The organism is Actinomyces urinae (assembly GCF_900119695.1).
Taxonomy (GTDB): Bacteria; Actinomycetota; Actinomycetes; order Actinomycetales; family Actinomycetaceae; genus Gleimia; species Gleimia urinae.
Genome location: NZ_LT632547.1, coordinates 952532 through 972434, shown reverse-complemented (window position 1 = coordinate 972434; position 19903 = coordinate 952532). Strand labels below are relative to the sequence as shown.

Genomic DNA, 19903 nt, shown 5'->3' with positions numbered 1-19903 from the left:
AATTCACCGTTCGTTTACCTAGTTCGCGTCTGGCCTTAACTTTGCGTCGATACCTTTTCTAGCGGTTGCAAAAAGCAGCTTCTCCCGTGCGTTTGCGTGTGGGAATACCTTATTGAAGAGGACTATTTGACGTGATGAACCTTAGACTCTCTAGAGTAGCTCTAGCTTTTGGAGCGGGCACGATCGCTTTTGGTCTTGCCGCTTGCGGTTCGGATAACCCGGTTGCCCAGAATGAGGGCGCGACCTCGACGGAGATAGCTGAGGGAGCAACGCTTTCTGGCTCCGTAGCGGGTGCGGGCGCTTCTTCTCAGGAAGCCGCGATGAATGCGTGGATCGCTAAGTACCAGGCGCAGCAGCAGGGTGTAACCGTTTCTTATGACCCGGTTGGTTCGGGTGCTGGCATCACTCAGTTTGTTGGCAAGCAGGTTGCGTGGGCCGGCTCTGACGCCGTCCTGAAGGATGACGAGGTCGCGGCCGCTAAAGAACGTTGTGGCTCGGACGCTCTTAACCTCCCGGTCTACATTTCCCCGGTTGCGGTTATTTTCAATCTTGAGGGCATCGACACGCTGAACATGGATGCCGAGACCATCGCGAAGGTGTTCTCCGGTGAGATCACTAAGTGGAATGACGAGGCGATTGCTTCGCAGAACCCGGATGTTGAGCTTCCGGATCTGACAATCACGCCGGTTCACCGCGCGGATGAGTCGGGCACCACTCAGAACTTCACTGACTACTTGAGCAAGGCCGCCCCGGATGCGTGGCCGCATGAAGCCGCCAAGGCATGGCCGATTTCTGGTGGCGAGTCCGGTGACAAGACCTCGGGTCTTGTGCAGGCTGTGACCGCTGGTACCGGCACGATTGGTTACGCGGATGCGTCGCAGGCTGGCTCGCTCGGTACGGTTGCGCTGAAGGCTGGCGATGGCTACGTGAAGTTCTCGAACGAGGCTGCAGCGGCTGCTGTTGACTCGGCTGAGCGCGTAGATTCGGGCGTTAAGGGCGATCTTGGTTTGACCATCAACCGCACGCCGGAAGATCCGAAGGCGTACCCGCTGGTTCTGGTTTCCTACTCGATCGTTTGCTCCACTTACGAGGATCAGGAAACGGTTGACCTGGTGAAGGGCTTCATTGGCTTCCAGGCTTCCGCTGAGGGCCAGGCTGCCGCTTCTGAGGCTGCTGGCTCGGCTCCGATCTCCGCTAACATGCAGGGCGAAATCAAGTCCTCGCTCGACATGATCCAGGTGGCTAAGTAAATGAACAACACCGGGAAGATCGGTAACAAGATCTTCCGGTCAGGGGCAACTGCTGCAGCGGTCACGATCCTCGTGACCCTCGCGGCGGTTGCCACATTTCTGGTTGTGAGAGCCTGGCCGGCGATCAGCGATTCTTCGGTGCGTATCCGAACGGTTGGCAGTGCGGAAGAGCTAAACATTTGGCAGTTCACTGGCCCGCAAATTTTCGGTACGGTGCTGGCGGCTATCCTCGCTATGTTACTTGCCGTGCCACTCTCTATCGGAATCGCACTTTTCATTAGCCATTACGCGCCAAAGCGCCTTGCTCAGCCGCTCGGCTACATGGTTGACCTGCTGGCCGCGATCCCTTCGGTTATTTACGGCCTGTGGGGCGCGATGTGGCTAATCCCAAGGCTCGTTCCGTTCTACGAGTTCTTGTCTAAGTATTTAGGGTGGATCCCGCTGTTTGCAGGTCCGGTGTCTACAACTGGCCGCGTTATCTTCTCTGCTTCTTTGATCCTTGCTGTGATGATCCTTCCGATTGTCACGGCGGTTGCGCGTGAGGTGTTCTTGCAAACCCCGAAGGCTCATGAAGAGGCTGCATTGGCTCTTGGCGCAACGCGTTGGGAAGTTGTGAAAATGGCGGTATTGCCGTTTGGACGCTCCGGCATTATTTCAGCTGCGATGCTCGGTTTGGGCCGCGCGCTTGGCGAGACGATGGCGGTTGTAATGGTGCTTTCGGTGGGCTCGAGCTACTCGTTCAACATTTTGCAAGCGGGTAAGCACTCCACCATCGCGGCAAACATTGCTCTGCAGTTCCCCGAGGCCACGGGCACGTACACGTCTGCCTTGATTGCCACGGGTCTGGCACTGTTTACAATCACAATGATCGTTAATATGCTTGCGCGCTGGATTATCGCTAGGCGTGCCGAGTTCTCGGGGGCCAACTAATGTCTGTCGAAACTCAAACAACAGCGAACCCTAACCCGTTCGCTTCTCGCAACCCCGCCTTGGATAGGCGCCGTAAGCTGGCTGACAAGAGCTCGGTTGTGCTTGTGGCGTTGGCATTCGCTTTCGCGATTATTCCGTTGGTTTCACTACTGTGGATTGTGGTGGAGAACGGTTGGGGTCGCCTCTCTCCGTACTTCCTCACCGTTTCGATGAACGGTGTGTACGGCGGCATGGATGCGGGCGGTATTTACCACGCGATTATTGGTACTTTGCTTGTCACGGGTTGGGCAACGCTCATCTCGGTTCCAATCGGTTTGGCAACCGCGATTTACCTGGTTGAGTATGCGGGCAACTCGAAGCTTGCGCGCGCAACCACTTTCTTTGTGGACGTGATGACGGGTATTCCTTCGATAGTCGCCGGCCTGTTCGCCGCAGCGCTGTTTGGTCTACTCGTTTCGCCGGCATATCGCGCGGGTATTATGGGCGCGGTGGCACTGTCGGTGCTGATGATCCCAACGGTTGTGCGCTCGAGTGAAGAGATGCTACGCCTAGTACCTAACGAGCTTAGGGAAGCGTCCTACGCTCTTGGCGTTCCAAAGTGGTTAACGATTGTGAAGGTCGTGCTCCGCACCTCCGCTGCCGGGTTAACAACCGCGGTTATGCTCGCAATCGCGCGCGTTGTTGGTGAAACCGCGCCGCTACTTATGACCGTGGGCGTGATTGATTCGATCAACTTCGACGTGTTCGAGGGGCGCCTCATGACGCTTCCCGTGTACGTGTACCGCCAATATTCGCAGGGTCTGGCGCCGTGTGGTGCGCTGGAGAACTGTGTAGAGACGATCAACTACGATCGCGCTTGGGCCGCCGCCCTGGTGCTGATTTTGCTGGTAATGCTGTTCAACCTGATTGCTCGAATCGTGGCGCACTACTTTGCGCCTAAGGGCAGGAGCTAAAAGAGAATAACGATGGCTAAAGAGATCATTGTTGAGAATGAAGACATTTACTACGGCGATTTTTTGGCCGTAAAGGATGTGAATATGCGGATCCACGCTAAGTCAATCACCGCGTTGATTGGCCCGTCTGGATGTGGAAAAACTACGTTCCTCCGCACACTGAATAGGATGCACGAGGTCCTCCCAGGCGCTCGCGTGACGGGAAGCGTGAAGGTTGGGGATAAGAACATTTACGACAAGGACGTGGATCCGGTTCAGGTTCGCCGCTCCATTGGTATGGTGTTCCAGCGTCCAAATCCTTTCCCAACGATGAGTATCCGCGATAACGTTTTGGCTGGTATCAAGCTCAATAACAAGAGGATGCCAAAGTCGGATCAGGATGACTTGGTTGAAGAGTCATTGCGCGGAGCGAACTTGTGGAATGAGGTTAAGGACCGTCTGAACAGCCCCGGTTCGTCTCTTTCGGGTGGCCAGCAGCAGAGGCTTTGCATTGCGCGCGCCATCGCGGTTTCGCCCGATATTTTGCTGATGGACGAGCCGGCATCCGCACTTGACCCCATCTCGACCCTCGCGATCGAGGACCTCATGATGGAGTTGAAGGATGATTACACGATCGTGATTGTCACTCACAACATGCAGCAGGCAGCTCGCGTCTCGGACCGCACGGGTTTCTTCAACCTGCGTGCAGCTGGTGAGCCGGGCGGTTTGGTGGAGATTGACGAGACTTCAAAGATCTTCTCTAACCCAACGGAAAAGGCAACTGAAGACTACATTTCAGGCCGCTTCGGATAAATTCTTCCAAAAGGTAGAGGGCGAGGACTGGGTCCTCGCCCTCACTTTATTATCGGTATCGAAATCTACGGGCCGTCTTGGGTGCGAAGAGGTTACAGGCCGGAATTTTCAAACGTGCTGGTTACCGGTGTAGGGCTGATAGCAACGCAAAGAAGCGTGCGGTCTCCCGCTTGATCCCAGCTTTCTGCGGTAGGCATCAGCGGGTAGATGTCCAGGGTAGAAGTGCCGATTTCACTTCCTACAAACGTCTTGAACTCGGTTGCGCAAAACTCGGATGCGATGTCTTGAATGGCGTCCATACCGGGGAACTCGTCTCCGGTTAGTTCCTTTTCTGCGTATACCTGAGCTTCGTGCTCGCTGGTACAGGCCACTGTTTTGACGGTTGCCAGCTCAAAACCTGCGGACATATTGGCATCGTCAGGTAGGTCCAGACAGTTCCCCGCTTCGAGTTCGAGCGCCGAGGTGGTGGAGCAGGCGGATAGAAGTAGCGCTAAAGCGAGCACCCCGCCAATGTAGCGGGGCTTCGCATTGTGTTTAAAGGTTCTCATCAGTTCTCTACGGTAACACTAGGTGCAGTAATAGGTAGATTATTGCTGCCACTGCTGCGGCCGCAGGGAGGGTGAGGAACCAGGCGACAACGATGTTTCCGGCCACGCCCCACCGGACGGCGGATAAACGTTTGGTGGCGCCCACACCCATGATGGCCGAGGTGATGGTGTGCGTGGTGGAGATCGGCGCGTGCACTACGAATGCGGTGAAGTACAGGACGGTCGCAGATACGGTTTCGGCAACGAATCCGCGTGCTGGGTCAAGCTCGATGACGCGGCGGCCGAGGGTGCGCATGATGCGCCAGCCGCCGGAATAGGTACCTGCAGAAATGGCGAGTGCAGCTGCGAGTTTAACCCACGTGGGGATGGTGAGCTCGCCGTCCACGATCACGTTGTGCGTTTCCCCGTAACCACCTGCAAGGAGGGCCATGACGATGATACCCATCGTTTTTTGGGCGTCTTGGAGGCCGTGGCCAAGTGCCATTGCGGCGGCGGACACGGTTTGTGCGAAGCGGAACTTACGCATGGTGCGGTGGTAGGCGAGGTTGCGTACAAGGTACAGCGCGATCTGCATGATGATGTACGCCAGGCAGAAGCCTACGAGTGGAGATAGGAACATCGGGATGATGACCTGCATGGTGATGCCGCCCCACAACACGGTGGTGGAGGACGCCAGGCCTGCGCCCACAAGACCGCCGATGAGGGCATGCGAGGACGAGGACGGTAGCCCAAACCACCAGGTGATGAGGTTCCAGGTGATCGCGCCTATTAGTGCGGCCAGGATGATCCCGAGCCCGTGTAACTGCATCGTCGGATCGGTTGAGGTGGTGAAGTGCTGAATATCGATGATGCCTTCACCGATGGTTTTTGCGACTTCGGTGCCGAGCAGGGCGCCAACGATGTTCATGATCGCTGCCATGCCGAGTGCCGCGCGGGGCGTTAGCGCCCGGGTGGACACGGAGGTTGCGATAGCATTTGCCGCGTCGTGGAAGCCGTTGGTGAAGTCAAAGCCAAGTGCAATGACGATTACAACAACGACGAGAATGAGATTCAGATCCACCGCTTAGGACTCCTTGATCGCGATGGTCTCAACGCCGTTTGCGAGTGCTTCGAAGGAGTCGATCGCTTTTTCGAGGACTTCGATGACGTCCTTCAGCTTGATCACTTCGAGGGCGTCGTATCCGCTTTCGAAAAGTGTAGAGATGGTCTTCCTGTATGCCTGATCGCCGTCGTTTTCGAGGCGGTTGATCTCAACCCAGTAGTCGCGTAGGCCGCCAAGAGTCTTAAGGCGAGGCATCGCTTGGGCGGTGAGGTCGCAACAACGCTGGATGACGTTGAGCTGTTCTGCCACGCCGGCGGGAAGTGTGCCAACCTTGTATAGGACGATGAGGTCACCGGCCTCGTCCATGTAGTCCATGCAGTCGTCCAGATGGCTGGAGATGTAGGTGATGTCATCGCGGTCGAGCGGAGTGACAAACGTTTGGTTGAGTCGCTCTGCAATCTCGTGGGTAACCTCGTCACATGATTGTTCAAGGTGGTGTAGGTCGTCGCGAAGATCGACACGACGTTCCGGAGTTGCAGCGTTGATTTTTGCAAGTAGCTCAGCTGCGGATACCAAAAAAGTTGCTTGTTTGGTGAAAAGAGTGAAGAAGATGTTGTCGTCGTTGGACCTAGAAAAACGCACTTGTCATACTCCAATACGCGGTCGTTGGTCACATGCGAATTCAACATTAGTGTACTTTACTGATTTGACCTATTTTAGTAATCCGCCGTTTAAGTTTTGGTAAAAGTGCTTTTGGCTCTATAAGTGACATGCAGATAAAAGAACGCGAACCTGATGGACACTAGCTATGTTTTGAATCCCGCAGTTTTTTAGCAGTTTGTTTTAATAATCATGTGGTTTTAGACATTGTGTCTCGCTAGAATCGCCGTATGAGCGGTGAGCATTCTAAAGATCCAGAATTTGAGTTGGATGAAACATATTTGGAGATCCTTCGTTATTTGCGTCGCGATTCGCGCATGTCTGTTGCGGCGCTTGCAGAGGCTGTGGGAATCTCTCGTTCTAATGCGTATGCGCGGCTTAACACATTGGTGGAGTCCGGCGTTATTGAACGGTTCACGGTCGATATTAATCCGAGCTTGATTGGCAAGAAGGTTAGCGCATTTGTGTTCCGCTTGACCAGAGCAAGTGGAAGCAGTTCGGAATGCAGCTTAGTGCGTTGTCAGAGCTTGACTATTATGCGGTGACTACGGGTGAGTATGACGTGATGTTGCGGTTGCGTGCAGACGATGTGCCCGGAATCCAGCACGCGGTGGTGGACGTCATTTCTCAGTGGGAATGTGTGCGCGACACCGAAACGGTGTTCTTGATGCAAGAGCAAGACAGCGATTTTGATTTGGCTCCGCAAAAGGTTCAGCCCGCAACGCTTGATTTGCTTGGGGTTTTGAAGTTTGAGTCAAATGCGGCGCGCGGTTTTCGCGGTGGGATAGGCGCAGAAGACTAGCGCGGTAAGCGGGCATCAACGCAAAGCAAAAGACACCGAACCAAAATGCGCCTGTCGGCGCGAAGGCCGCTCGTAGCGGCAGAAGTTGGAGCCCGGGGCATAGTTGGTTCGGTGCCTGCTTCAATACTAATGCAAATTGTGAACTGTGCACCTCAAAATGCCCGAAGTAGGCCTTGGATTTGTTCGAGCGCGCCAGTTTGCCTGCTGTGGTGGGGATTCTAGGTTGAAAGTGTGGGAGCATTTGGGTGTGGATGACAAGAATACGAAGAATCAGGCAAAGAACGATTTGGGCAAGCATAGGCGTGCTTCGCGCTTAGGTACGCCGGGTTTGTCGGCCCCAAAGGAGGGGGCGGAGGCATCTAAGTCTGTGCGCGTGTCAAAAAGCTTGAAGAAGGCGCGTGTGTCGCAGCGCCGCGTGGGGACGAAGAATCGCGGTAGGGCGCAGCAAATCTTGTCTATTCCCACTCGTTATCTTTCAGCCACGATCGCTGTCTTGTTGGCGGGCTCTATCGTGATTGGCAACTTGGTGTTCGATACGAGGATGGTTGTCAGCCTTGTGGTAGTGGTTGCGATGGTCATCTTCGCGCGCGGCCTGGCTGATCTGGTTCAAACTCCGGTGCGTTACACGTCGCTGGTAACGATACTGCTCGTCGGGCTCGTCACGTTGGCCGCCATTAGCATCAGTGACGATTTTGCGTGGGCAACCGTAGGCCTTGGCATGGTGGTGTTGGTGGCGGCGATCATGGAGGCCACGCGGCCGCTTCCGCGCACAGACCTCCTCCATTCACTGTCGGCCTCAGTGTTTGGTGGCTTCGTGGTGGTGATCGGTAGCGCTTGGGTGACGCTGTGCGAGTCAGAATTGTGGTCTGCCGTTATGGTCACCGCTGCACTGGCATTCATGGTCACCATGGTGGGTAACCAGCTGGGCACAAGCGCGGGGGCAAATGCGCTTTGGGCGCTACTGTTGGGGCCGCTTAGTGCCGTCGTAGTTACAGGTGTTGCGCTCGCGGTTGGCCAGCCTGCCAGCTTGCTCTCCTTCGCATTCTCTAATACGTCGTCAGCCGTGCCAGCAAAGGTGTCGTTTTTGCTAATGTCTGCGCTGATAGGTTTGGGAGTGGGCGGCGTGATCGTGATCGTAGACATGCTGTTTGGTGAGCATAATCGCCGTATTTCCGAGGCGGGAGCGTTTGCCCGCGGGGCAATGAAGTTCCTGCTCGCAGTGATGCCTATCTACGTAATTGTACGAGTCGGCGCTCTGCTCTAGCGCTTCGGTGCCGGTCCTGTTTTGAGAACTTGGAGGCATGTGAGGGTTTGCCCGCACGCCTCAAACAATTGTCCGCACGCGGCTTTAGCCTGGGTACATGATCGTTATTCCGCAGAATCTTCCCAGTCAGGTTGCGCCCCTAACTTGGCTACTGGGCACGTGGGTTGGTTGGGGCACCCAGAGCTCGCCGGAAGGCAGTAACTTGGTGACGTTTGAGTTTGATTGCCAGGTGGTGGGCGAGCAGGTGTCTACTCGCCTCGCTGTGTTTAACACGGATGCGGTGGTGGAGGTTGACGCGCAGGTGGGCGCGTTGGAGGGCATTGATTTGCTACCCCGCTCGGGCGTTGCCAGTGAGGAAACTGCCTACTGGAAGGTGCTCAAAGACACCGATGGGGAGGATAACTACCTGCAGGTAACCACCGCGTCCACGGACGGCATTGCCGGGCTTTGGGTGGGCAGGGTGCAGGGCCCGCGTATTCGCCTGCTGATTGATACGGCCGTGCATAAGGAGGGGGCACCGGCCGCATCGCTCGGCGAGCGGATGCTGGGCCTGGTGAACTCCGATATTTTCTTTAATGAGACTTTGAATACCGATAAGGGTGATTTTGTGGTCTCGGGCCGAGTGGCCCGCGTTGAGGAAGCGAAACCGATCGAGACATTTGAGAAGGAGTAGTGATGCGCTCTCCACTGCTGGATATGCCCGGAGCTGTGCCAGATGAGTTTGATGAGGATGTGCCGGCTCGCTTTGGTGATTGGAGCGGTGAGCAGTGGCAGTTGGAGGTGGGGCAGGCGCTGTCTGACCTCTCGGACTTAGGGGTGGTGCAGGTTTCGGGGCCAGATAGGCTTTCGTGGTTAACTACCATCTCGTCGCAGGTGGTGAATGCGCTACAACCGGGGGAGTCTCGCGAGCTACTTCTTTTGGATCCGAATGGGCGCATTAGTTTTGCAGCTGGCATTTTGGATGATGGGCAGGTCGCAACGCTCCTCGTGGAGGGTGCGAAGGCGGGGGACTTAACCGAGTTCTTACAGCGCATGCAGTTCATGTTGCGCGTGGAAGTGCGCAACGTGACCAGCAAGATCGCGGTGGTTGGAAGCATCGTGAAGACGGACGTGGATGATTTGCACCAGGTCGCGAGCCGGTCCGTAGCGGATCTGCCGGGCTACCTGTTCACCTGGGTGGATCCGTGGCCGGGCGTGACCGAGGGCGGGGCGAGCTACACTCCGTGCGGCTTCACTCACCCCGCGCAGGGGCGTACCCGAGTCCTACACGGCGTAGACCGAGAGCACTTTGCCCAGTTTGCGTCGGCGTGGGACCAGCGTGGCAGTTGGTCTGGTCGCAACGCCTGGGAGGCCTTGCGGATTGAGGATTTGCGTCCGCGCTTTGGGCGTGAGGTTGATGATAAGACGGTTCCGCACGAGCTCGACTGGCTACGCACGGCAGTGCATTTGAATAAGGGCTGCTATTCGGGGCAGGAGTCGGTGGCACGCATCGTGAATATGGGCAAGCCGCCGCGAAGGCTGGTGCTGTTGCAACTTGACGGGTCGCAATCGCGCGTGGTTAAGCCGGGTGCGGATGTGATGCTTAAAAGCCGCAAGGTTGGCCAAGTGACCTCGGTGGCGCGTCATGCGGATTGGGGGCCGATGGCGCTCGCGGTGATCCGCCGTGCGATTCCGCTGGACGTGCAGCTTGACGTGCAGACGAATGAGGGGGAGGTCGCCGCGGCGCAAGAAGTAATCGTGGATCCGCTGGGACGTTCATCGGCGTCGCCAAAGGAACGGCCGGGCGAGGAGCTTCGCCGGGCGCGCCGCGAAATGCCGGGTGCGGGCCATCCGGGATCTCCGGGCGGTTTTGGTATTGGAGGCCGGTCACTGTGAGGGCTGTGATTCAGCGCGTTAGGGGAGCGTCAGTCTCGGTTGATGGCGAGGTCGTGGGTGCGATCACGGGCCAGGGGCTTTGCGTACTGGTTGGCGTGACACATGATGATGGGCCGGTCCAGGTGGAGACGATCGCGCGCAAGATCGCTTCGCTTCGCATCTTGGATGATGAGAAGTCTGCAACTGATGTGGACGCGCAGGTGCTGGTGGTTTCCCAGTTCACGCTCTACGGGGATGCGCGTAAGGGGCGGCGGCCCACGTGGCAGGCGGCTGCGCCGGGCGGTGTGGCAGAGCCTTTGGTTGCGGCGGTGGGTGAGCAGTTGCGCTCAAAGCACGGTCTGCATGTAGAAACGGGCGTGTTTGGAGCGGATATGCAGGTTTCGCTCACAAACGACGGGCCGGTGACGATACTCCTGGAGGCGTGAGTCTGCGCGTTTCTCGCTTATGGTGAACAAACGCGATTTTGTGTAGCGCTGCCTCTACTGTGTAGTTAGTAGATTCTTAGGAAGGCTGACTATGTTCGAGAGGTTTACCGACCGCGCTCGCCGCGTTGTCGTTCTAGCGCAGAATGAGGCGCGCGGACTCAATCACAACTACATCGGCACGGAGCATTTGTTGCTGGGTTTGATTGAGGAGGGCGAAGGCGTTGCTGCTAAGGCCCTGGAGATGACTGGGATTGAGCCGGAGGCCGTCCGGGCTACGGTTGTGGAGATGATCGGTAAGGGCTCTTCCGCTCCGGAGGGCACGATTCCGTTTACTCCGCGAGCGAAGAAAGTTTTGGAGTTCGCTTTGCGCGAGGCTCTTCAGCTGGGCCATAACTACATCGGTACGGAGCATATGTTGCTCGGTTTGATCCGTGAGGGCGAGGGCGTGGCTACAAAGGTCCTCGTTGAGCTTGGCGCGGATTTGGGTCAGTTGCGGGAGACGGTTATCCAGTTGCTTCGCGGCTACCAGCGTCAGGCTGGGGGCGGGCGCGAGGCCGTGGGTGTGGGCGGTCCGGCGCGTGAGCCGCAAACGAATTCGGCGTTGTTGGAGCAGTTTGGCCGCTCGCTCACTAATGCCGCGCGGGAGGGATCGCTTGATCCGGTGGTTGGCCGCGTGCAAGAGATGGAACGCGTAATGCAGATTCTGTCGCGTCGTACTAAGAACAACCCGGTGTTGATCGGTGAGCCTGGCGTGGGTAAGACCGCTGTGGTTGAGGGGCTCGCTCAGGCGATTGTGCGTGGTGATGTTCCAGAGACGTTGCGCGATAAGCAGATTTACAGCCTTGATATGGGCTCGCTGGTGGCGGGTTCGCGTTACCGCGGTGATTTTGAAGAGCGCTTGAAGAAGGTACTGAAAGAGATTCGCACGCGTGGCGACATTATCTTGTTTATCGATGAGATTCACACGCTGGTTGGTGCTGGCGCGGCTGAGGGCGCGATTGATGCGGCCCAGATTTTGAAACCTATGTTGGCGCGCGGTGAGCTCCAGACGATTGGTGCAACCACGTTGGAGGAGTACCGCAAGTACATTGAGAAGGACGCGGCTTTGGAGCGGCGTTTCCAGCCGGTGAAGGTGGAAGAGCCCTCGGTTGAAGAGACCATCGCGATCTTGAAGGGCCTGCGTGACCGTTACGAGGCCCATCACCGCATCATTATTTCGGATGAGGCTCTGGCGGCTGCGGCGCAGATGGCTGATCGTTACATTTCGGATCGCTTCATGCCAGATAAGGCTATTGACCTTGTGGATGAGGCTGGCGCGCGTATGCGTATTCGCCGCATGACGGCGCCGCCGGAGCTTCGCGAGCTCGATGAGCGTATTTCTGAGGTGCGTCGCAATAAGGAGTCCGCGATTGATGATCAGGACTTTGAGCGCGCGGCTGCGCTTCGTGATGAGGAGAAGAAGCTGACGGAGCAGCGTGAAGAGAAGGAACGTTCGTGGCGCGCTGGCGATATGGACACGATTGGCGAGATTGGCGAGGCTGAGATCGCGGAGGTCCTCGCAATGTCTACGGGTATTCCGGTGGTGAAGCTGACGGAGGCTGAGTCGCACAAGATCCTCAACATGGAGACTGAGCTTCATAAGCGCATTATTGGCCAGGAGGACGCGGTCCGTGCGCTGTCGCAGTCGATTCGTCGCACGCATTCAGGTTTGAAGGATCCGAAGCGTCCGGGCGGCTCGTTTATTTTTGCGGGTCCGACGGGTGTGGGTAAGACGGAGCTGGCGAAGGCTCTTGCCGAGTTCTTATTTGGTGATGAGGACGCCCTGATCCAGTTGGATATGTCGGAGTTCTCGGAGAAGCACACCGCCTCGCGCCTGTTTGGCGCCCCTCCGGGCTATGTGGGTTACGACGAGGGTGGCCAGCTTACTGAGAAGGTGCGTCGCCGCCCGTTCTCTGTGGTGCTGTTTGACGAGGTGGAGAAGGCGCACGCCGACATCTTCAACTCGCTACTACAGATTTTGGAGGAAGGCCGCCTGACGGATTCGCAGGGCCGCGTGGTTGACTTCAAGAACACGATCATCATCATGACCACGAACCTCGGTACGCGCGACATTAATAAGGGCGTGCTGACGGGCTTCCAGGCCACGGGCACGCAGGCGAATGATTACGATCGCATGAAGCAGAAGGTGAACGAGGAGCTGAAGCAGCACTTCCGCCCCGAGTTCTTGAACCGCGTGGATGAAACGATCGTGTTCCCGCCGCTTCAGAAGGATCAGATCGTTAAGATCGTTGATCTGATGATCGCCAGGCTTGATGAGCGTATGCGCGAGCAGGATATGAAGCTGGAGATGACCGAGGCTGCCCGCTTACTGCTTGCAGATAAGGGATTCGACCCGGTGCTCGGCGCTCGTCCGCTACGTCGTGCTATTCAGCGCGAGATTGAAGACATGCTGTCAGAGAAGATCCTGTTTGGCGAAATCAAGAGCGGCGATACGGTGCGCGTTGATGCCGAGGGTGAGGAAGGCGAGCGCCACTTCACTTTCACTCCGGTTCGCTAACGCAAAACCGGGTAGCAAATAATGCGCATGACCTCCCGGTTCGAGTGCCGGGAGGTCATTCTTGCACAAAGGGTGGGCATTTTTGCAGCACTTCGGCTCAGTTAACGCAACTTGGCCCCAAGTTGTTACCCTGGAAGCAGTGTGTGAGCACTAGCCGCGATGGCGTGGCTATGTAACAAACTGGTTATAGAAAGTAGAGGCCACGAATGGTCAAGTACGTCTACCGCTTCTCCGAAGGCGATAAAGACATGAAGGACTTGCTTGGTGGCAAGGGTGCAAACCTTGCCGAGATGACCAAGCTCGGACTCCCGGTTCCTCCTGGGTTCACGATTACTACGGATGCTTGCCGTGAGTACATGAAGCAGGGTGGTGTTCCCGCGGAGCTCGCGCCAGCAGTCACGGAGAATTTGGCTGCTGTTGAGGAGAAGATGGGACGCAAGCTCGGAGATGCGGACAACCCGTTGCTGGTGTCGGTTCGCTCGGGCGCTAAGTTCTCGATGCCGGGCATGATGAACACGGTGCTTAACATCGGCCTCAACGACGAGTCGGTGCTGGGGCTTGCAAAGGCTTCGGGTAACGAGCGTTTCGCGTGGGACTCCTACCGTCGCCTGGTGCAGATGTTTGGTGACACCGTGCTTGGCGTCGATGGCGCCCTCTACTTGGATGCACTTGACCACATCAAGGAGAGTCGCGGTGTTCACTTTGACCACGAACTCTCCGCAGAGGATCTGAAGGAACTCGTCGCTGAGTTTAAGCAGATTACTAAGGAAGCTGCGGGCCGTGAATTCCCGCAGGATCCGCGCGAGCAGCTTGATCTTGGTATTGAGGCAGTATTCCTGTCTTGGAACACGGAGCGCGCAAAGATTTACCGCCGTCGCGAACGCATTTCGGATGATTTGGGCACTGCCGTGAACGTCCAGACCATGGTGTTTGGCAACATGGGAGAGGATTCGGGCACGGGTGTTTGCTTTACGCGTGACCCCTCCACTGGCCACTCCGGTGTGTACGGCGACATTCTGATGAACGCTCAGGGCGAGGACGTGGTTGCGGGTATCCGTAACACGGAGCCTTTGGTTCAGCTTGCAACGCATGACAAGAAGTCGTACGACGAGCTGATTGCAATTATGGATAAGCTCGAGAAGCACTACCAGGATCTGTGCGATATTGAGTTCACGATTGAGAACGGCAAGCTGTGGATGCTGCAGACGCGTGTGGGTAAGCGTACGGCTGCCGCCGCGTTCCGTATTGCCACCCAGCTGGTTGATGAGGGCTTGATCGATATGGATGAGGCTCTTACTCGCGTGACGGGTGAGCAGCTTACCCAGCTGATGTTCCCGCAGTTCGACGCGAAGGCCGAGAAGACGCTGCTGACGAAGGCGATGGCTGCTTCGCCGGGCGCTGCCGTTGGCGAAATTGTTTTCAATAACGAGGACGCCGTTGCCGCTGCCGCGGAAGGCCGCAAGGTCATCTTGGTTCGCCGTGAGACCAACCCGGATGACCTTCCGGGCATGGTTGCCGCAGAGGGTATTTTGACCGCTCGCGGTGGTAAGACCTCGCACGCAGCCGTAGTTGCTCGTGGTATGGGTAAGACCGCTGTTGTTGGCGCTGAAGAACTGGTTGTTAAGGAAAAGAAGAAGTTCATCCGGGTTGGTGACCAGGTTCTGCGCAATGGCGATGTGATTGGTATTGACGGCATGACCGGTGAGGTGTTCGTCGGTGATGTGCCGGTTACGGATTCGGCTGTGACCACCTACCTCGCTGAGGGGCTGGAGGCTGGTCTGGCAGCGGCTGCAGATGATGAGATGGTTGCGGATCTTATCAAGTCGGTTGATCGCATTTTGACGCATGCCGATGAGAAGCGCCGCCTCTCTGTTCGCGCCAACGCGGATACGCCAGACGATGCGGCTCGCGCACTTAGCTTCGGTGCGGAGGGCATTGGTCTTTGCCGCACGGAGCACATGTTCCTCGGTGAGCGTCGCGCCCTGGTGGAGCGAGTGATTTTGTCGCCGGCCGATTCGCAGGATCGTACTGACGCTCTCGCGGAGCTAGAGCGCCTCCAGTTTGCCGACTTTGAAGAAATGCTGCGCGTAATGGATGGCCGCGAGATGACGGTTCGTTTGATCGACCCGCCGCTTCACGAGTTCCTTCCAGACCTTACTCAGCTTGAGATTAAGGCTGCGGTGCAGCGCGCTCAGGGCGAGGAACTTTCCCCTGAGGACCGCACGATTCTTGAGGCGGTTCGTCGTCTGCATGAGACCAACCCGATGCTCGGTACCCGAGGCGTTCGTCTGGGTATTTTGCTACCGGGCTTGTTCGCACTTCAGATCCGCGCTCTTGTTGAGGCCGCGTTGAAGCTGAAGAAGGAGGGCCTGGATCCTCGTCCCGAGATCATGGTTCCCCTCGTTGGTTCGGTTCGCGAGTTGCACAGGGTTCGTGAAGAAGCTGAGGCTTTGATCCGTGACGAGGTTGCCGCCGCCGGAGTGGAGCACGACTTCCCGCTTGGCTGCATGGTGGAGCTTCCGCGCGCGGCTGTCACCGCTGCCGATTTGGCTACCGAGGCTGACTTCTTCTCGTTCGGAACAAACGACCTCACTCAGACGGTGTGGGGCTTCTCGCGTGATGACGTGGAGGGCACGATCTTCCCGACCTACATCCAAGATTCTGTGTTCGGTGTCTCTCCGTTTGAGACGATCGACCAGGAGGGTGTTGGTGCCCTTGTTCGCATGGGTGCAGAGCGCGGTCGTAGCACCAAGCCGAACTTGAAGCTCGGCATTTGCGGTGAGCACGGCGGTGACCCGGATTCGATCCACTTCTTCCATAAGACGGATCTGAACTACGTGTCCTGTTCACCGTTCCGCGTTCCGGTGGCCCGTCTCGAGTCTGGTCGCGCAGCGGTAATGGAGGGCTAATCAGGGGCTTCTAAGGAGCTTCATTGACAGCTTCACAGTTGGGGCTGGAGAGAGTTTTAAAACCTTTCTCCAGCCCCAACACTATTTATGCAACAACATTGTTTCGTAAATATAGGCATTTATGATCGCGTATTGTTTCGTAATTCTTGTATTTTACGGGTTGTATGCGTTCGGGTAATTGGTGGATTTGCCTGCAATCACGGGAAAAGCGCTTTTCAGTGTTTTGGCGGGGAGCTGATTTACATAACGCTCGTTGCAGGTTAGGTATGCCTTATCGAATCTTTCCGGTGTGAAACTTTCTGAGTGTAAGCGCGGCGATGTCGGCCAGCTGCAAAATGTTGAAGTCCAACCGTGTTACCAGCTACGGGTGCAAGAACTGGGTTTGCGTTCAGGAGCGCATTTCACAGTCGTAAACCGCGCCGCCTTTGGAGGCATGGTCCTAAATATCGGAGGAGCGCGAGTCGCGGTAGACCATCGTTCTTCAAAGCTGATTGACGTGGAGTTGGTTAAGTGAGTTGTCCAAAGTGTTCGCCGGGAAATCCGCAGTCTTGCGATAATCCGCAGGCCAGGTCTGTTCTTTTAGACGTCAAGGATGTGCGCCATCCTCGTGACACCGTGGTGCTGGTAGGTAACCCAAACGTTGGTAAGTCCACCTTCTTTAACGCGGTCACGGGTGCTCATCAGGCAGTTGTTAATGCTCCGGGTACAACCGTGGAGCTCATGCAGGGTCGGTCCACGGCGCTCGGAGCACGCGTTATTGATCTTCCGGGCACCTACTCGCTGGTGGCTAATTCTGAGGATGAGCAGGTCGTTGTCGATACCTTGGCAGGAGCCACAGGGTCAGCTACGGACATGGCGTCGGGGCAGTCGATTGACCTGGTGGTCATGATGCTCGACGCCTCGGCGATGACGCGCAGCTTGTATCTGCTTGGCCAGGTGGCGCAAACCGGGCGCCCGATGGTTGGCGTTATAACGATGGCGGATGTCGTGGAACACGAGGGTGAGGTTGTTGACGCGGCCGCGCTTTCGAACACGCTCGGCATCCCGATTCTGGCGGCGGATGTGCGCACAAAGCAGGGAGTGCGTGCGGTTGAAGACATGATCCGTTCTGCTCTGATTTCTCGGCCTCGCGTAAAGTCTATTCTGCCGGATCCAACTGCTCCCGGTTTTAACCAGGTAGCAGCGCAGGCGGCGTTTGATCAGATTGATAAGTCGAAGTCCCCGCAGATTTTGGGAATTGGTGAGGGCGCTCCGGTGTCGAGCGCGGTAGATTGCGGATGCTCTAGTGCAGAGAATACAAGCATCGGCCCGGCTGACTCCTCTGCGGAGGCGGCACGCCTAGCTGGAACGTCCGAGTTTGACCGAGCTGCAAAACTGTTTGCGTGGGTTGAGCGGGTCGAGGAACAGGCGGGGCGTGAACGCGATTCTGCGCGTAAACCGTCACGTTCAGACAAGATTGATTCCCTCCTTCTTCACCCGTTGGTTGGTATCCCGGTATTCTTCCTACTCATGTGGCTTCTGTTCCAGGCTGCGGGTAGCTGGGTTGGCCCGGTACAGGACTTCTTCGACGGGCTGTTCTCCAGCACCGATGAGGGCGCGTTCTCGCTGGCTAATCTTTTGAAGTTTGCATTTGCGGGCGTGGGCTTGTCCGGCACTTGGGTTGAGTCCCTGTTTGTTAATGGCCTGGCGGTTGGCCTGGGCGTAGTGGCCTCGTTCGTTCCGCTTATGTTCGTGATCTTTTTGGCGATCGCGATCTTGGAAGACTCTGGCTACATGGCGCGCGCAGCGTTCCTGGGGGATCGCGTGATGCGTATGATCGGCCTGGACGGGCGCGTAATCTTGCCTCTGATTATGGGCTTTGGATGCAACTTGCCGTCGCTTGCGGCAACTCGCACGCTGCCCAACGCCAAGCAGCGTTTGGTTACAACGCTGATCATTCCTTACACCTCTTGCGCAGCTAGGCTCACGATCTATTTGATGATCGCGCGAATCTTCTTTGCAGATAACGCCGGCAATATCGTGTTCTTGATGTACGTTTTGTCGCTGTTCATGGTGGTGCTCGGAGCGCTCGTGCTGAAACCGTTCATCACAAAGGGAGAGTCGAGGGCGCCACTAATGCTGGTACTGCCGGCTTACCAGATGCCGCGTATTTTCGTGATTTTACAAAATACTTGGAACCGGGCGTGGGCATTTGTGAAGGGCGCAGGCAAGATCATTGTGGTGATGACTCTTGTGGTGTGGCTGATGAGCTCAATCCCGATGGCAAAGGGCTACTCTTTCGCTGATGAGGAACTGCCGATGGAGAACTCTTTGTACGGTTCTACCGCGCGCGTTCTTGAACCGGTGTTTAAGCCCACTGGTTTTGGTGATTGGCACATGACTGGTGCGCTGATGACGGGCTTTGTGGCTAAAGAAACGCTGATTTCTTCGATCGTGACTTCTTACAACCTGGATGAGTCTGCGGCAGGTGACGCTGAAGATGGTGGCGATGATCTGGGTTCGCTACCCGAGTTGGTGACGGTATCATTTGAGAGGACTGCTGGAGAGCAGTACGCGGCTTTGGCGGCGTTCGGGTTCCTCGTGTTCGTCCTGACTTACACGCCGTGTTTGGCTACGGTTGCGGAGCAAAAGCGCCAGATCGGGGCGCGCTGGACGGTTGGCGCAATGGTCGTTCAGTTGGCTGCAGCCTGGTTGCTGGCGGTGCTGGTGTTCCAGGTTGGCAGGCTGCTGTGGTGATTACCCAGAACCGGCCGCCTCTTTACCGGCTGATGGATGAGCTGAGGCAAGGCGCAACCTTGGAGTCAGCTGCCCAGCGGGCGGGGCTACGGGTTGAGATTGCGCAAGTGATGGTCGACCATTTGAACCGGTCGGGGCGCTTGCAAAGCGCAGGGTCGCTGTGCTCATCCGGTTTGGGGGCCTGCGGCGGTGGAACTTCGCAAGAGGTGAAAGTCCACTGCGCAGGCTGCCCCCTGTCGGCTGGTTAATAGAGGTAGGTTTGACAGGGAAAACTCAGTTCGATGGCTCAAGCGTCCGTGTTAGGGGTTATTACTCGACCACCGGATTGGACGATGGTTGCTCGTATTCTCTCCGGTGGGAACTCGTTTGTGATTAGTCCTGATAGTTCGTACCAGCGCGAAACTTCGAATGTGCCCATGCGATTATGCTTCGTAGAATCGGCAATAATGAAGGTCTGATTAGATCTTGAGGCTGCAATGCGCTTGAGTTCAATTGTGTCCGCATCAAAGTCGGTTGCGCCCGCAATATCAATTCCTCCGCAAGAAATGAATGCGGTGTCGAAATGAATTCGGTCTAGAAACAATGCGGTAGAAGATCCCCTAACGTACCTCTCCTCCTGGTTTAGAACTCCGGGCGTGAGAATAGTCTCCACCTTGTTGCGGGAGGGGAGTGCTTCAGCCACAAGAAGAGAATTTGTGAAGACTGTGCCCTTCCATTGCGGGGGAAGTGCGACTGCAATGGTTTCTGCGGTAGTGCCTACGTCAATAAAAATAGAAGTTTCATCGTTGAGCAGTTCCGCGGCGGTTCGACCGATTTCAGATTTGGCGTGAGGGTTGATTGAGCGTCTTTCGTGAAAACCGGGTTCAGTGGTTACCTTTAAATCAGTTAGTACCGCACCTCCATAAACTCTATGAAGGAAACCCTGCTGTTCTAGATAAGCGAAATCGCGCCGGATGGTTTCCCCGGAAACCCGTAATGTGCGAGCTAGATCTAACGTGGAGACGCTACCGCTAGACCGAATCTCCTGAATGATGTATCGATGTCGCTCTTGAACAATCTTTATGGTCATAATCCACACTATTCCACATTCGTTGAGTTGAATTCCAAACGGACTTACGCTTAAAACAACAATCTGAACAGAATTGCGGAAACGACTGATT

At 56.4% G+C, this 19903-nt stretch carries 19 protein-coding genes; 15 read left to right on the top strand and 4 right to left on the bottom strand.

Annotated elements, in window-relative coordinates; translation table 11 throughout:
- The first annotated feature begins 134 nt into the window (after positions 1-134).
- The 4 genes from pstS to pstB are packed head-to-tail and all read left to right on the top strand — an operon-like array spanning position 135 to position 3925.
- Complete coding sequence (pstS, locus tag BQ7114_RS05775; protein WP_072343123.1) at positions 135-1250, top strand: phosphate ABC transporter substrate-binding protein PstS; 1116 nt, start codon at positions 135-137, stop codon at positions 1248-1250.
- Positions 1251-2180 (top strand): phosphate ABC transporter permease subunit PstC, encoded by a 930-nt coding sequence (pstC, locus tag BQ7114_RS05770; RefSeq protein WP_072343120.1) that lies wholly within the window; start codon positions 1251-1253, stop codon positions 2178-2180. It abuts the gene before it with no gap.
- Positions 2180-3133 carry a phosphate ABC transporter permease PstA gene (pstA, locus tag BQ7114_RS05765; RefSeq protein ID WP_072343117.1) on the top strand — a complete coding sequence of 318 codons (954 nt, stop codon included), beginning with the start codon at positions 2180-2182 and terminating at the stop codon, positions 3131-3133. Before pstC ends, pstA begins: the two co-directional genes overlap by 1 nt.
- A gap of 12 nt (positions 3134-3145) precedes the next feature.
- On the top strand, positions 3146-3925 hold the full coding sequence (gene pstB, locus BQ7114_RS05760; protein WP_072343114.1) for a phosphate ABC transporter ATP-binding protein PstB: 780 nt from the start codon (positions 3146-3148) through the stop codon (positions 3923-3925).
- 92 nt (positions 3926-4017) lie between these two features.
- Here pstB and BQ7114_RS05755 read toward each other — a convergent pair whose 3' ends face one another.
- From BQ7114_RS05755 to BQ7114_RS05745, 3 genes are read right to left on the bottom strand one after another with little or no spacing between them, the layout of a single operon-like run.
- Positions 4018-4473 (bottom strand): septum formation family protein, encoded by a 456-nt coding sequence (locus BQ7114_RS05755; RefSeq protein WP_072343111.1) that lies wholly within the window; start codon positions 4471-4473, stop codon positions 4018-4020.
- Positions 4474-4480: 7 nt separating this feature from the next.
- Positions 4481-5533, bottom strand: a complete 1053-nt coding sequence (locus BQ7114_RS05750; RefSeq protein ID WP_072343108.1) for an inorganic phosphate transporter — start codon at positions 5531-5533, stop codon at positions 4481-4483.
- Between the two features lie 3 nt (positions 5534-5536).
- Positions 5537-6157 carry a DUF47 domain-containing protein gene (locus BQ7114_RS05745; protein ID WP_072343105.1) on the bottom strand — a complete coding sequence of 207 codons (621 nt, stop codon included), beginning with the start codon at positions 6155-6157 and terminating at the stop codon, positions 5537-5539.
- 248 nt (positions 6158-6405) lie between these two features.
- Here BQ7114_RS05745 and BQ7114_RS05740 point away from each other — a divergent pair, with 248 nt between their 5' ends.
- The 11 genes from BQ7114_RS05740 to BQ7114_RS05690 all read left to right on the top strand — a co-directional run bounded on the left by BQ7114_RS05740 (position 6406) and on the right by BQ7114_RS05690 (position 18991).
- Positions 6406-6720, top strand: coding sequence for an Lrp/AsnC family transcriptional regulator (locus BQ7114_RS05740; RefSeq protein WP_072343102.1), 315 nt, complete (start codon positions 6406-6408; stop codon positions 6718-6720).
- Complete coding sequence (locus BQ7114_RS05735) at positions 6678-6977, top strand: Lrp/AsnC ligand binding domain-containing protein (protein ID WP_072343099.1); 300 nt, start codon at positions 6678-6680, stop codon at positions 6975-6977. The genes BQ7114_RS05740 and BQ7114_RS05735 overlap by 43 nt, the downstream gene beginning before the upstream one ends.
- A 247-nt stretch (positions 6978-7224) precedes the next feature.
- Positions 7225-8241: a hypothetical protein gene (locus tag BQ7114_RS05730; protein ID WP_143236800.1), complete on the top strand. Its 1017-nt coding sequence runs from the start codon at positions 7225-7227 to the stop codon at positions 8239-8241.
- A gap of 97 nt (positions 8242-8338) precedes the next feature.
- Entirely contained in the window at positions 8339-8914 is a 576-nt protein-coding gene (locus BQ7114_RS05725) for a heme-binding beta-barrel domain-containing protein (RefSeq protein WP_072343093.1), read from the top strand.
- Positions 8915-8916: 2 nt separating this feature from the next.
- On the top strand, positions 8917-10116 hold the full coding sequence (ygfZ, locus tag BQ7114_RS05720) for a CAF17-like 4Fe-4S cluster assembly/insertion protein YgfZ (RefSeq protein WP_072343090.1): 1200 nt from the start codon (positions 8917-8919) through the stop codon (positions 10114-10116).
- On the top strand, positions 10113-10541 hold the full coding sequence (dtd, locus tag BQ7114_RS05715) for a D-aminoacyl-tRNA deacylase (protein ID WP_072343087.1): 429 nt from the start codon (positions 10113-10115) through the stop codon (positions 10539-10541). The genes ygfZ and dtd overlap by 4 nt, the downstream gene beginning before the upstream one ends.
- Positions 10542-10632: 91 nt before the next feature.
- A complete protein-coding gene (locus BQ7114_RS05710) occupies positions 10633-13098 on the top strand; it encodes an ATP-dependent Clp protease ATP-binding subunit (protein ID WP_072343084.1) in 2466 nt (821 codons plus the stop codon).
- A 206-nt stretch (positions 13099-13304) separates the two neighbouring features.
- Positions 13305-16007 (top strand): pyruvate, phosphate dikinase, encoded by a 2703-nt coding sequence (gene ppdK / locus BQ7114_RS05705; RefSeq protein ID WP_072343081.1) that lies wholly within the window; start codon positions 13305-13307, stop codon positions 16005-16007.
- Positions 16008-16296: 289 nt separating this feature from the next.
- Positions 16297-16521 carry a FeoA family protein gene (locus BQ7114_RS05700; protein ID WP_072343078.1) on the top strand — a complete coding sequence of 75 codons (225 nt, stop codon included), beginning with the start codon at positions 16297-16299 and terminating at the stop codon, positions 16519-16521.
- Positions 16518-18743 carry a ferrous iron transport protein B gene (feoB, locus tag BQ7114_RS05695; protein WP_072343075.1) on the top strand — a complete coding sequence of 742 codons (2226 nt, stop codon included), beginning with the start codon at positions 16518-16520 and terminating at the stop codon, positions 18741-18743. Before BQ7114_RS05700 ends, feoB begins: the two co-directional genes overlap by 4 nt.
- Positions 18740-18991, top strand: a complete 252-nt coding sequence (locus BQ7114_RS05690; protein WP_143236799.1) for a hypothetical protein — start codon at positions 18740-18742, stop codon at positions 18989-18991. The genes feoB and BQ7114_RS05690 overlap by 4 nt, the downstream gene beginning before the upstream one ends.
- Positions 18992-19029: 38 nt before the next feature.
- On the opposite strand, the gene BQ7114_RS05685 is transcribed toward BQ7114_RS05690, so the two are convergent.
- The gene (locus BQ7114_RS05685; protein ID WP_072343072.1) at positions 19030-19812 is read right to left on the bottom strand and encodes a DeoR/GlpR family DNA-binding transcription regulator; all 783 of its coding nucleotides are present in this window, start codon (positions 19810-19812) and stop codon (positions 19030-19032) included.
- Positions 19813-19903: the final 91 nt, after the last annotated feature.

Coding starts and splice junctions, on each gene's coding strand:
- pstS (WP_072343123.1), top strand. CDS start 135: ATGAACCTTAGACTCTCTAGAGTAGCTCTAGCTTTTGGAGCGGGCACG.
- pstC (WP_072343120.1), top strand. CDS start 1,251: ATGAACAACACCGGGAAGATCGGTAACAAGATCTTCCGGTCAGGGGCA.
- pstA (WP_072343117.1), top strand. CDS start 2,180: ATGTCTGTCGAAACTCAAACAACAGCGAACCCTAACCCGTTCGCTTCT.
- pstB (WP_072343114.1), top strand. CDS start 3,146: ATGGCTAAAGAGATCATTGTTGAGAATGAAGACATTTACTACGGCGAT.
- BQ7114_RS05755 (WP_072343111.1), bottom strand. CDS start 4,473: ATGAGAACCTTTAAACACAATGCGAAGCCCCGCTACATTGGCGGGGTG.
- BQ7114_RS05740 (WP_072343102.1), top strand. CDS start 6,406: ATGAGCGGTGAGCATTCTAAAGATCCAGAATTTGAGTTGGATGAAACA.
- BQ7114_RS05735 (WP_072343099.1), top strand. CDS start 6,678: ATGCAGCTTAGTGCGTTGTCAGAGCTTGACTATTATGCGGTGACTACG.
- BQ7114_RS05725 (WP_072343093.1), top strand. CDS start 8,339: ATGATCGTTATTCCGCAGAATCTTCCCAGTCAGGTTGCGCCCCTAACT.
- ygfZ (WP_072343090.1), top strand. CDS start 8,917: ATGCGCTCTCCACTGCTGGATATGCCCGGAGCTGTGCCAGATGAGTTT.
- BQ7114_RS05710 (WP_072343084.1), top strand. CDS start 10,633: ATGTTCGAGAGGTTTACCGACCGCGCTCGCCGCGTTGTCGTTCTAGCG.
- ppdK (WP_072343081.1), top strand. CDS start 13,305: ATGGTCAAGTACGTCTACCGCTTCTCCGAAGGCGATAAAGACATGAAG.
- BQ7114_RS05685 (WP_072343072.1), bottom strand. CDS start 19,812: ATGACCATAAAGATTGTTCAAGAGCGACATCGATACATCATTCAGGAG.